At 66.6% G+C, this 12,291-nt stretch carries 11 protein-coding genes; 10 read left to right on the forward strand and 1 reads right to left on the reverse strand.

Annotated elements, in window-relative coordinates:
- Positions 1–9 precede the first annotated feature (9 nt).
- The 3 genes from C8K36_RS03335 to secA all read left to right on the forward strand — a co-directional run bounded on the left by C8K36_RS03335 (position 10) and on the right by secA (position 4,601).
- Entirely contained in the window at positions 10–684 is a 675-nt protein-coding gene (locus C8K36_RS03335; RefSeq protein WP_107982990.1) for a ComF family protein, read from the forward strand.
- Between the two features lie 252 nt (positions 685–936).
- Entirely contained in the window at positions 937–1,614 is a 678-nt protein-coding gene (hpf, locus tag C8K36_RS03340; RefSeq protein ID WP_107982991.1) for a ribosome hibernation-promoting factor, HPF/YfiA family, read from the forward strand.
- 158 nt (positions 1,615–1,772) lie between these two features.
- On the forward strand, positions 1,773–4,601 hold the full coding sequence (secA, locus tag C8K36_RS03345) for a preprotein translocase subunit SecA (protein ID WP_107982992.1): 2,829 nt from the start codon (positions 1,773–1,775) through the stop codon (positions 4,599–4,601).
- A gap of 10 nt (positions 4,602–4,611) precedes the next feature.
- On the opposite strand, the gene C8K36_RS03350 is transcribed toward secA, so the two are convergent.
- A complete protein-coding gene (locus C8K36_RS03350; RefSeq protein ID WP_107982993.1) occupies positions 4,612–5,124 on the reverse strand; it encodes an Rv3235 family protein in 513 nt (170 codons plus the stop codon).
- A gap of 196 nt (positions 5,125–5,320) precedes the next feature.
- Between C8K36_RS03350 and C8K36_RS03355 the strand changes: the two genes are divergently transcribed.
- The 7 genes from C8K36_RS03355 to C8K36_RS03385 all read left to right on the forward strand — a co-directional run bounded on the left by C8K36_RS03355 (position 5,321) and on the right by C8K36_RS03385 (position 12,222).
- Positions 5,321–5,761 carry an HAD-IA family hydrolase gene (locus C8K36_RS03355; protein ID WP_107982994.1) on the forward strand — a complete coding sequence of 147 codons (441 nt, stop codon included), beginning with the start codon at positions 5,321–5,323 and terminating at the stop codon, positions 5,759–5,761.
- The gene (locus tag C8K36_RS03360) at positions 5,761–7,197 is read left to right on the forward strand and encodes a WS/DGAT/MGAT family O-acyltransferase (protein ID WP_107982995.1); all 1,437 of its coding nucleotides are present in this window, start codon (positions 5,761–5,763) and stop codon (positions 7,195–7,197) included. The genes C8K36_RS03355 and C8K36_RS03360 overlap by 1 nt, the downstream gene beginning before the upstream one ends.
- Positions 7,198–7,236: 39 nt before the next feature.
- Positions 7,237–7,752, forward strand: a complete 516-nt coding sequence (locus C8K36_RS03365; protein WP_107982996.1) for a DUF6912 family protein — start codon at positions 7,237–7,239, stop codon at positions 7,750–7,752.
- A gap of 117 nt (positions 7,753–7,869) precedes the next feature.
- Positions 7,870–8,985 (forward strand): ferredoxin reductase, encoded by a 1,116-nt coding sequence (locus tag C8K36_RS03370; protein ID WP_107982997.1) that lies wholly within the window; start codon positions 7,870–7,872, stop codon positions 8,983–8,985.
- Between the two features lie 121 nt (positions 8,986–9,106).
- Entirely contained in the window at positions 9,107–10,366 is a 1,260-nt protein-coding gene (locus C8K36_RS03375; RefSeq protein WP_107982998.1) for a fatty acid desaturase family protein, read from the forward strand.
- Between the two features lie 71 nt (positions 10,367–10,437).
- Entirely contained in the window at positions 10,438–11,676 is a 1,239-nt protein-coding gene (locus C8K36_RS03380) for a fatty acid desaturase family protein (RefSeq protein ID WP_107982999.1), read from the forward strand.
- A 162-nt stretch (positions 11,677–11,838) separates the two neighbouring features.
- A complete protein-coding gene (locus C8K36_RS03385; protein ID WP_107983000.1) occupies positions 11,839–12,222 on the forward strand; it encodes a PLDc N-terminal domain-containing protein in 384 nt (127 codons plus the stop codon).
- The last annotated feature ends 69 nt before the right edge of the window (positions 12,223–12,291 follow it).

Here is a 12,291-nt window from a genome sequence, read left to right on the forward strand (position 1 = left end):
ACTGCCCGTGTGCGCACACTCCTCGACCTGCTCCTGCCCGCAGAGTGCGGGGGCTGCAGCGTCTCCGGGACCATGTGGTGCGAGCGGTGCCGCCGCGCCCTCGCCGATGTTCCGATCGCGGTCACGCCTCGAGTGGACCCCGGTGTGCCGGTGTGGGCGCTCGGGCACTACTCGGGGCCGCGCAGGAACGCGGTGATCGCGGCGAAGGAGCGCGGTCGGCGCGACCTCGCCGCGCCACTCGGTGCCGCCCTGTCGGGTGCCGTCGGCGTCCTGCGGGGGTGGGGAGAGTTGTCGCCGGCGGAGTCGTCCCGGCTCTGCCTGGTCCCCGCGCCCACCCGAGCCCGCGCCGCACGGGTCCGTGGGGGCGATCCGGTGCTCCGCGCCGTGCGAGCCGCCGCGGCCTGCCTGGAAGCGGACTGCCGCGTGTCCCCGGTGCTGTCGATGCGCCGCGGCGTGCGGGATTCGGTGGGGCTGTCGGCGGGGCAGCGGCAGGACAACATCGGGGGCCGCATCGTGGTCGCGCCGTCAGTGGGCGACCGAATTTCGGAAATTGCCGACCGCACGCTCGAAGTGGTCCTGATCGACGACGTCGTGACGACAGGAGCCACGTCGGCCGAGTCGGTGCGGGCACTCCGGTCGGCAGGAGTGCAGGTCGCGGCGGTGATCGTGGTCGCCGCCGCGTGATCCGGCAAAACGGGCGCAGGGCCGACACCAGGAGGAAACCGTCGATTCGGGCGAATGTCGTCGACGACACACCGGTGAAATCCCTCTGAAGAGTGGCACACAGAGCGGTTACGTACTAGCGTCGCCATCACACCCGAAGACACAGGTGGGAGGTGATATTTCACGTTCTGATGCCGGGTGGTTCCCCGCCCGGTCGAGATCGAAACTCGCCGGTCTCACTTCAGTGGGCCGGCCGTTAATCGGGAGGTACGAGTGACGACCCCTACGCAAGCCTCAGTTTTCTTCGACGAGGACACCGCAACGGCGGAGGCTCCGAGTACCGCAGGCGTGAGCAACGCCGAAATCGTCGTCAAAGGACGCAACGTAGAAGTGCCGGATCATTTCCGGGTCTACGTTTCCGAGAAGCTCGCACGACTCGAGCGCTTCGATCCCACCATCTTCCACTTCGACGTGGAACTCCAACACGAACGCAACCGCCGACAGGCCAAGAGTTGCCAGCGCGTCGAGATCACGGCGCGAGGCAAGGGCCCCGTCGTCCGCGCCGAAGCGAGTGCGGACAGTTTCTATGCGGCATTCGAATCCGTGACTGCCAAGCTGGAAAGTCGATTGCGTCGGACCAAGGATCGTCGAAAGGTCCACTACGGGGAGAAGACGCCGGTCTCCGTCGCGGAGGCCACTGCCACTCTCGCGCAAGATGATTCGCTGGCCATCGACCGCGATCTCTCACTGGACGGCGAGGCTCCGCCCGGTCCGGGACAGATCGTGCGCAAGAAGGTCCACTCCGCCGCGCCGATGACCGTCGACGACGCGCTGTACGAGATGGAACTGGTCGGCCACGACTTCTACCTGTTCCACGACAAGGAGACCGACCGGGCCTCCGTCGTGTACCGCCGCCACGCGTTCGACTACGGATTGATTCGCTTGGCGTGACATTGCGGGCGGTCGGTCTACTCGCCCGACTGTGATTGCGCATACCATGGGATCCGGCTGGGGTCGCCCGACCTCGGCCGGATCCCGTTTGTCACGTATCTGCCCACTGATACACCGACACCTGGAACCCGACACCTGGATTGAGGACGAAGAGGACCGTGCCGTCACTGTCGCTATCGAAGCTGCTCCGTGTAGGTGAGGGTCGCATGGTCAAGCGGCTCAAGCAGATCGCCGACCATGTCTCCTCCCTCTCTCCCGAGGTCGAGGCGCTCTCCGACGAGCAGCTGCGGGCCAAGACCGACGAGTTCAAGAAGCGCTACGCCGATGGCGAGACCCTCGACGACATGCTGCCCGAGGCCTTTGCGGTTGCCCGCGAGGCCGCGAGCCGCGTGCTCAGTCAGCGTCATTTCGACGTCCAGGTCATGGGTGGCGCGGCGCTGCACTTCGGCAACGTCGCGGAGATGAAGACCGGTGAGGGCAAGACCCTGACCTGTGTGCTCCCGGCGTACCTCAACTCGATCTCCGGGGACGGCGTGCACGTCGTCACCGTCAACGACTACCTCGCCAAGCGCGACTCGGAGTGGATGGGCCGTGTCCACCGCTTCCTCGGGCTCGAGGTCGACGTGATCCTGTCCGGTATGACGCCCGCGCAGCGGCGCAAGGCGTACGCCGCGGACATCACGTACGGCACGAACAACGAGTTCGGGTTCGACTACCTGCGTGACAACATGACGCACAGCCTCGACGACCTGGTGCAGCGCGGCCACAACTTCGCTGTCGTCGACGAGGTCGACTCGATCCTCATCGACGAGGCCCGCACCCCGTTGATCATCTCGGGGCCGGCCGACGCATCCAGCAAGTGGTACGGCGAGTTCGCCCGCATCGCGCCGCTGCTCAAGCGCGACGTCCACTACGAGGTGGACATCAAGAAGCGCACGATCGGTGTCCACGAGGCCGGAGTCGAGTTCGTCGAGGACCAGCTCGGTATCGACAACCTGTACGAGGCCGCGAACTCGCCCCTGGTGAGCTACCTCAACAACTCCATCAAGGCGAAGGAGCTGTACCAGCGCGACAAGGACTACATCGTCCGCGACGGCGAGGTCATCATCGTCGACGAGTTCACGGGACGTATCCTCGTCGGCCGCCGCTACAACGAGGGCATGCACCAGGCGATCGAGGCCAAGGAGAAGGTCGAGATCAAGGCCGAGAACCAGACTCTCGCCACGATCACGCTGCAGAACTACTTCCGCCTGTACGACCGGCTCTCCGGCATGACGGGTACCGCCGAGACCGAGGCCGCCGAGCTGCACCAGACGTACGGCCTCGGCGTCATCCCGATCCCGACGAACCGTCCGCTGATCCGCGTCGACAACGGCGACCTGATCTACAAGACCGAAGAGGCCAAGTTCGACGCGGTGGTCGACGACGTCGTCGAGCGGCACGAGAAGGGCCAGCCGGTCCTGATCGGTACCACCAGCGTCGAGCGCTCCGAGTACCTGTCGAAGCAGTTCACCAAGCGTGGCGTGGCGCACAGCGTGCTCAACGCGAAGTTCCACGAGCAGGAGGCGACCATCGTCGCCGAGGCCGGACGTTCCGGCGGCGTCACCGTCGCGACCAACATGGCCGGCCGTGGTACCGACGTCGTGCTGGGTGGTAACCCGGACATCATCGCCGACATCGTGCTCCGCAAGCAGGGGCTCGATCCGGTGCACAACCCGGAGGAGTACGAGGCGGCGTGGGACGGCGTCCTCGACAAGGTCAAGGCCGAGGTCAAGGAGGACGCCGACAAGGTCCGTGCCGCCGGCGGCCTCTACGTTCTGGGCACCGAGCGTCACGAGTCCCGCCGCATCGACAACCAGTTGCGCGGTCGTTCCGGTCGTCAGGGCGATCCCGGCGAGTCCCGCTTCTACCTCTCACTCGGTGACGAGTTGATGCGGCGCTTCAACGGCGCCGCGCTCGAATCGATCATGACGCGACTGAACCTGCCGGACGATGTGCCGATCGAGGCCAAGATGGTCTCGAAGGCGATCAAGAGCGCGCAGACGCAGGTCGAGCAGCAGAACTACGAGATTCGCAAAAACGTCCTCAAGTACGACGAGGTGATGAACCAGCAGCGCACCGTCATCTACGCCGAGCGCCGCCGCATCCTCGAGGGCGAGAACCTCGAGGGTCAGATCGACTCGATGATCACGGACGTCGTGACCGCGTATGTCAACGGCGCCGCCGCCGAGGGCTATGTCGAGGACTGGGATCTCGAGCAGTTGTGGTCGGCACTCAAGACGCTGTACCCGGTGGGCATCGACTACAAGGAACTCGTCGGTGCGGCCGAGGCCGGCGAGTCCGACCTCGACCGCGAGGGCCTCCTCGATGCACTGCTGAAGGATGCGCACCAGGCGTACGCCAACCGCGAGCGCGAGATCAACGAGGTTGCCGGTGAGGGCGGCATGCGCGAACTCGAGCGCCGCGTGATGCTCTCGGTGCTCGACCGCAAGTGGCGTGAGCACCTCTACGAGATGGACTACCTCAAGGAGGGCATCGGCCTGCGTGCGATGGCGCAGCGCGACCCGCTGGTCGAGTACCAGCGTGAGGGCTTCGACATGTTCGCCGGCATGCTCGAGGGGCTCAAGGAGGAGTCGGTCGGGTTCCTGTTCAACCTGCAGGTCGAGGCCGGAACCCCGCAGGGCGGCGGCGCCCCCGTCAGTGTGACCGCGGCATCCGCTGCGGCCGCGGCGGCCGGTGGTCCGGCGCTCGGGCAGCAGTCGGCCCCCGAAGGCGCGGCAGCGCCGGTGGCGCTGCGGGCCAAGGGTCTGGACGACCATCAGCCTCGTGGGCTGACGCTGTCGGGCCCCGCCGAGGACGGCAGTGCCCAGGTGAGCCGCGTCGCCGGTGAGTCCGACGCCCCGGACTCCACGCGCCGCGAGCGTCGCGAAGCGGCCCGGGTCGACGCGAAGTCCAAGAAGGCGCCCAAGTCCAAGCGCAAGCGCTAGACCGTGCTCGTCAGGCGATCCGCAGCGATGTGATCGCCCATCCGGCCGGGTGTGCGCCCTTGCCGCGTTCGATACGCGCGGCGACGGCGAACACCCGGCCGCCGCGGTTGTAGGTGCCGAACACCTCCGCCGCGTCGGTGTGGACGGCCCGGACATGGACGCGAGTGAGCGTTGCGCTGCCCAGGCGTCGACTCCCGGGCGCGGATCGAACGAGGGCAGGCACGAGGTCGCGGACGGACGGGGTCAGCAGCGGGCGCAACTGCGCCGGAGTCCGGCGTCCGTCGAGCACCTCCAGGGTGAGCCGCAGCGCGTGCTCGGCGAACCGGCGCAACTCGGGAGAGTCGGTGGTTTCGGCGCTCGACAGTGGTCGGGACGGACGGGGTGAACGCCCGTCGTGGGGTGACCTGCGGGCGGTACCGGACCGCGGTTCGATCTCCGGAGCGAGCGCGGACCGGCGAATCACCTCGCGCGGAAGCGGCTCGAATTGTGGTGCGCGGGACACGAATCTGTGGGGAACGTGCATGTTCGGCCTCTCCTGTGCGGTGATGCGGCACTCTCGTCGACTGCGCCCGCCGGACGCGATTCCGGGTGGACGCGCGGGGTCGACTCCGTGGAGAGACGGAATCTGGCGCACAGCATGGCACGTCGAACGTCGAAAAGCGAGGGCCCCTCGCCCCGCTCGTCTCGCCAACGTCACCGGCGAGTCCTAGGGTGGTGGCGTGCAGGGACTGGTGCTGGACTTCGGTGGCGTACTCGCGGGCCCGGGCGCGAACGGCCGTCTGCTGGCCGGTGTCGTCGCGGCCGCCCGGCGTGACGGGGTCCGCACCGCGATCCTCAGCAACGATCCCGGCGGTCCCGGAGCGCAGGGGCTGAGGGACCTGGCGGGGTCGTTCGTCGACGTCGTCGTGGTGTCGGGGGATGTCGGGATGGCCAAACCCGATCGGCGGATCTACGAGTTGACGGCGGAACGGCTGGGTCTGGCGCCGGGGGAGTGCATCTTCGTCGACGACTTGATCGCCAACGTGCGTGGTGCCGTCGCGGCGGGCATGGTCGGGGTCCATCACACCGATCCGGTAACGGTCGCGGAAGAGATTGCGGTTCTTCTCGATTCGGACGGTCCGGGTTTCGGCACGAGTGTGGTCGAGGATAGGGGGCGTTGATGGCGAAGGCGACGAGACTGGCGACGCAGGACGCGTCGTTCTATTTCCTCGACGGGGGCACCACGCCCATGCACATGGGCTCGGTTGCCGTGCTGGAACTCCCGTCGACCGGATTCGATTTCGAGGCGGTCCTGAGACTCGTCGAGGCCCGCCTGCACCTCGTCCCGCGCTATCGGCAGAGGGTTCGGGAGGTGGCCTTCGGGCTCGCCCGTCCGGTCTGGGTCGACGATCAGGACTTCGACGTCACCTACCACGTCAGGCGTTCGGCGCTGCCGTCTCCGGGCACCGACGAGCAGTTGTACGACCTGGTGGCGAGACTGCTGTCGCGGCCGCTGGACACGACCCGGCCGCTGTGGGAGATGTACGTGGTCGAGGGGCTGGCCGGGAACCGGTGCGCGGTCTTCGTCAAGTCGCATTCGGCGCTGGTGGACGGGGAGGCGGCCCTCGACATCGGTCAGGTTCTCCTCGACGACACCACGGCGCCGGCGGAGACGTCGGAGGATCTGTGGATGCCGGAAGCGGCGCCGAGTGAACCCGCGTTGGTGGTGGGCGCGCTCGCGCAACTGGTTTCGCAGCCCCGCGACGGCGTGCAGACGTTGCGCATGACTCTCGGCGATATGTCCAGCGTGGTCGACGAGACGGTGAATGCCGTCGGCAAGCTCGCGGCACTCGCGCGGACGGCGGCGCAACCGGCGCCGTCGAGTCCGCTCAACGCGCCGATCTCGCGCAACCGCCGCTACGCGACGGCGCGCACCGACCTCGAGCCCTACCGCAAGATCCGGGCCCGGTTCGGGTGCTCGATCAACGACGTCGTGCTGACGGTGGTCGCCGGCGCACTGCGGAACTGGCTGCTGTCGCGCGGTGAACCGGTCGCGGAGGCCACGACGCTGCGCGCCCTCGCGCCGATGTCGATCTGCGAGGCGCACCCCGGGACGAACGGGGCGAGTGTGGTCGACGTGTGCGGCGACGACGGCCGGCCGCACGGGCGGACGTCGTCGTTTCTGGTGGACCTGCCTGTGGGGGAGCCCAATCCGGTGATGCGGCTTTCCCATATCGCGCACGCGACCGAGGCTTTCGGCCGGCAGAGCAGGCCCGTGACCGCGCGGACGATGATCCGACTGTCGGGTTTTGCGCCGGCGTCGCTGCACGCCCGCGGGGCCCGCGCCGCGAGCAGTCAGTCGCACCGGATGTTCAACGTCATGGTCACGAACGCGCCCGGTCCGCAGATTCCGCTGTACCTGGCGGGCATGCGGATGGCCGAGATGTACCCGGTGTCGCCGCTCCTGAAGAATCAGGGCCTGAGCATCGCGTTGACGTCCTACGACGGAAACGTCTACTACGGTTTGAATGCGGATCGCGACGCAATGTCCGATGTGGACGTGGTGGCCGCGTCGCTGCACGAGTCTCTCGAGGAGTTGTTGGATGCCAGTGGCTGAATCGGTGCGCCCGTCGGCGCCGGTGACCGGAGGTCGACCGTGAGGATCTACGTTCCCGCGACCATCGCGATGTTGGAACAGTTGGTTGCCGAGCGCGAACTGGTGCCGGTGAGTCGGACCGCATTCGCGGTGACGCCCGCGCTGCGCGAGGCCTATCACTCGGGTGACGAGGACGAACTGTCCGAGGTGGCGATGGCGGAGGCCGCGCGCGCGTCGCTGCGACTGATCGCCGCCGCGGTTCCGGAACCGGGCAGCGACGGCCCCGCGCCGCGCTATCGCCGCGCGGTGATCGCGGCGGACGTCGAGGACGCCACGCACCGTCCCGATCTCGACGATGCCGTCGTGCGGCTCGGCCAGGTGCTCACCCTGAATCAGGTGGCGTCGGTACACGTCGATCTGGCCGAGGCCGAGTCGGACATCGAGCGGGCCGTCGAGGTGATCGACGACGCAGACCTGGGTGATGCCGATGCGGAGTTCGTTCTCGGCGATGCCGAGGATCACGAGTTGGCGTGGTACGCGACGCAGGAGTTGCCGTTCCTGCTCGAACTCCTCTGATCTGCGGCTTCGGGCGCGCGAGGTCGTTACTTCAGCTCACTACTCTGGCGTAAGTTACGCCACCGTAGGCGCATGCCCTAGTCTGGCGTTACGCCCGAAGTGCTAGTTGGAGGTCGGATGGGATTGAAGAGCTGGATCGAGGCGCCTGCAGCGGGAGTTGCCGGCTCGAACCGGTCGGTGGCAAGCCTGGTGCGCGGCGCCGTGACCAGGCTGACGACGCCACTGCTCCCCGACGACTACCTGCATCTGGTCAACCCGCTGTGGTCGGCGCGCGAGCTGCGCGGCCGCATCGTCGAGGTTCGGCCGGAGACGGCTGACTCGGCGACTCTGGTGATCAAGCCGGGTTGGGGCTTCGACTTCGAATACCAGCCGGGGCAGTACGTCGGCATCGGTATCCATGTCGACGGGCGTTGGCACTGGCGCTCGTACTCGCTGACGTCGGCGCCCAACGTCGACCACAAGCTGATCTCGATCACCGTCAAGGCGATGCCCGAGGGCTTCCTGTCCAGCCACCTCGTCACGGGTGTGCCGTCCGGCGCAATCGTGCGACTGGCTGCACCCACCGGCAACTTCACGCTGCCCGAGCCGCCGCCGGAAAAGATCCTGTTCCTCACGGCCGGCAGCGGCATCACCCCGGTGATATCGATGCTGCGGACCATGAACCGTCGCGGTCAGCTGCCCGACGTCGTGCACGTCCACTCCGCGCCCACCGAGGAAACGGTGATGTTCGGTGACGAACTGGCCGCGTTGGAGAAGTCGCACCCGTCGTTCCACTGCCATGTCCGGCACACCCGGGCACAGGGAAAGTTCGAACTGTCGTCGCTCGACGCCGTCTGCCCCGATTGGCGTGAGCGTCAGGTCTGGGCGTGTGGTCCGCAGGGCATGCTCGACGAGATCGAGAAGACCTGGGAGCAGGAGGGCCTCGCGACCAATCTGCATCTCGAGCGCTTCGCGGTGTCGCGCGCCGATCTGTCCGGCGACGGCGGCACGGTGACGTTCGCCCGGTCCGGCAAGCAGGTGCAGGCGGACGGCGCGACGACGCTGCTCGAAGCCGGCGAGAAGGCCGGTGTGTTGATGCCCTTCGGCTGCCGCATGGGCATCTGTCAGACGTGTGTGGTGCCGCTGGAGTCCGGCCACGCGGTGGACCTGCGCAACGGCAAGGAGCATGCGGAAGGCGAGCGTATTCAGACGTGCATCTCGGTCGCGGCCGGCGACTGCACGCTCGACGCCTGACTGTGGTTGTGATCTCGGCATCTACGCCATCGGAGGGTGTCCGAATTCCCGTATCGTTGATGCCTGTGCCTCGCGTCGACTGCCGACGCCGGTGAACTGATCTATCCAACGGAGGACCTCGGTGGCCATTACGGACATCAAAGAGTTCGCCCATCTCACTGACGCCGACATCGACGCCCTCGGGCGCGAGTTGGACGCGATTCGTCGCGACGTCGAGGAGTCTCGGGGCTTACGCGATGCCCGCTACATCCGGCGCACGATCAAGCTGCAGCGTTCGCTCGAGCTCGGCGGTCGTGCGGTGCTCTTCGGTAGCCGGCGCAAGTCCTTGTGGATTGCAGGTACGGCGATGCTCTCGCTCGCGAAGATCATCGAGAACATGGAGCTCGGGCACAACGTGATGCACGGGCAGTGGGACTGGATGAACGATCCGGAGATCCATTCCACGACGTGGGAGTGGGACCAGACCGGCCCGTCAGAGCACTGGAAGCGGGCGCACAACTACGCGCACCACACGTACACCAACATCGTCGGGATGGACGACGACGTGGGATTCGGCATCCTGCGGATGACGCGTGACGAGAAGTGGCAGCCGATCAATCTGCTGCAGCCGGTCGCGAACGTGATCCTGGCGGCGACGTTCGAGTGGGGCATCGCGCTGCACGACCTCACGGCGCAGAAGAACCTCGAGGGCGTCGACCACAAACAGTGGAACTCCGCTCCCAACAAGCAGTTCGCGGTGAAGATCGTCCGCCAGCTCGGCAAGGATTTCGTGTTGTTCCCGGCGCTCACGGGCCCGGCCTGGAAGCACACGCTGGCCGCGAACACGACCGCCAACTTCGTGCGGAACCTGTGGGCGTATGCGGTGATCTTCTGCGGTCACTTCCCGGACGGCGCCGAGAAGTTCACTGCCGAGCAGTTCGAGAACGAGACGCGGGCGCAGTGGTATCTGCGGCAGATGCTCGGCAGCGCGAACATCGACGCCGGCCCGGTGATGGCGTTCCTGACCGGCAATCTGAGCTATCAGATCGAGCACCACCTGTTCCCGGACCTGCCGTCGAATCGGTACGCCGACATCGCGGTGCGGGTGCGGGCGCTGTGCGCCAAGTACGACCTGCCGTACACGACAGGTCCTCTGAGCAGGCAGTACCTGCTGGCACTGCGCACGATTCACAAGCTGGCACTGCCGGACCGTTTCCTGAAGCGGACGTCCGACGATGCTCCCGAGACGTCGTCGGAGCGCAAATTCCTCTCGACCGGCTCGCGGATCGCGGAGACGCTTCGGGTCGACGCCGCGACCGGTCGGCGTCGTGGCCTGCTGTCGGCGCTGCGGGCGCATGCCGAGGCCCAGGTGGGAAAGCGTCGTATAAAGGGGCTTTCGTAGGCTATTGTGATCTGTCTCACAGTCGCGCGACGTTAACCTACGGTGGCGTAACTTACGGTACGGTAGGCACCGTGGCGATTACCGACATCAAGGAGTACGCGCATCTGACGGATGCCGACATCGAGTCGCTCGGACGCGAACTCGACGCCATCCGTCGTGATGTCGAAGACTCTCGTGGCGAGCGCGATGCGCGCTACATCCGCAACACGATCCGTCTGCAGCGTGGACTCGAGATCGGTGGACGCGCGGTGCTGTTCGGCAGCCGGAAGCGGCCTCTGTGGCTGCTCGGAACCGGCATGCTCGGCATCGCGAAGATCATCGAGAACATGGAGCTCGGGCACAACGTGATGCACGGGCAGTGGGACTGGATGAACGATCCGGAGGTCCACTCAGCCAGCTGGGAGTGGGACAACGTCGACCCGTCGGCGCACTGGAAGCAGACCCACAACTACCTGCACCACAAGTACACGAACATCCTGGGCATGGACGACGACGTGGGATACGGCCTGCTCCGGGTCACCCGCGACCAGAAGTGGCGGCCGTTCAACTACGGCAACATCGGGTACAACGCCCTCCTGGCGCTGCTGTTCGAGTACGGCATCGCCATCCAGCTCCTCGAACTGGGCAAGGTGGCGGCCGGACGCGACGACCGCGAGTACACCAAGCGGAACGCGAAAGAGGTCGGCGCGAAGATCGCCAAGCAGACGCTCAAGGACTATGTGGTCTACCCGGCCCTCACCGGGAAGGCATGGAAGACGACCCTCACCGCCAACCTGACGGCCGGCGTCATCCGCAACCTGTGGACCAACGCCGTCATCTTCTGTGGGCATTTCCCGGACGGCGCCGAGAAGTTCACCAAGGCCGACGTCGACAACGAGACGAAGGCCGAGTGGTACCTGCGTCAGATGCTCGGCAGTGCCAACATCTCCGGCGGACCCGTCATGGACTTCATGACCGGCAACCTCAGCTACCAGATCGAGCACCACATCTACCCGGATCTGCCGTCCAACCGGTACGCCGAGATCGCGGTCAAGGTGCGGGCGCTGTGTGAGAAGTACGACCTGCCGTACACCGCCGGTCCACTGCCGGTGCAGTACGCCAAGGCGTGGCGCACCATCGCCAAGCTGTCGCTGCCGAACAAGTACCTCAAGGACACCTCGGACGACGCGCCGGAGACGGCGTCGGAGCGTAAGTTCGGCGGCAACACGACCGCTTCGTTCGACCCTGTCACCGGCGCGCGCCGCGGGCTGGGCTCGGCCATCAAGGCGTCGAGGAAGCGTCGCGGCCTGCGGGCGCTGATCTCGCGCTAGACATTTCATCCGGGTCCCCGGTGTGATTCGTGCCGAAAGGCGCAGATCGCGCCGGGGATCCGTGCTTTCGGGCTTTCCCCGTTCGCAGTGCCGGGTGGGCGGGTGAGTGGGACAGTGAATGGACGAGGTCTGCTCGAAATCGTCTGGTGAACGGAGCGCGCGATGGAATCGTTCTGGGACTACTTCTGGCTCGTCTTCGCGTGTTTCGTGTTCGCGGCATACGTGATGGTGCTGTTCTCGATCCTCACCGACCTGTTCCGAGACCACCGGATGTCGGGCTGGATGAAGGCGGTGTGGGTGCTCTTCCTGTTCGTGCTGCCGATCGTCACCGAGGCCGTGTATCTCATCGTTCGTGGACGCGGCATGACCGAGCGGGCGGAGGCGGCCGATCGGCAGTATCGGTGGGCCGCGGACGACTACATCCGGGATGCCGCCGGTACCGCCCCCGACCAGCAAGTCGCCACCGCGAAGTCGCTGCTCGATTCGGGAGCAATCACCGACGACGAGTACCGAACCCTGGAGGAACGCGCGGGCCGCGTCGACTGATCGCCGGGCCTTCGATCTCGATCGGTTTTCCGTTGGGAGGGACGCCGTATTGACGGCGCGGTCGCCCAT

Origin of the sequence: Rhodococcus sp. OK519 (assembly GCF_003051005.1) — a bacterium.
GTDB lineage: Bacteria > Actinomycetota > Actinomycetes > Mycobacteriales > Mycobacteriaceae > Prescottella.

Coding starts and splice junctions, on each gene's coding strand:
- C8K36_RS03350 (WP_107982993.1), bottom strand. CDS start 5,124: ATGCACGTTCCCCACAGATTCGTGTCCCGCGCACCACAATTCGAGCCG.
- C8K36_RS03360 (WP_107982995.1), top strand. CDS start 5,761: ATGGCGAAGGCGACGAGACTGGCGACGCAGGACGCGTCGTTCTATTTC.
- C8K36_RS03370 (WP_107982997.1), top strand. CDS start 7,870: ATGGGATTGAAGAGCTGGATCGAGGCGCCTGCAGCGGGAGTTGCCGGC.
- C8K36_RS03385 (WP_107983000.1), top strand. CDS start 11,839: ATGGAATCGTTCTGGGACTACTTCTGGCTCGTCTTCGCGTGTTTCGTG.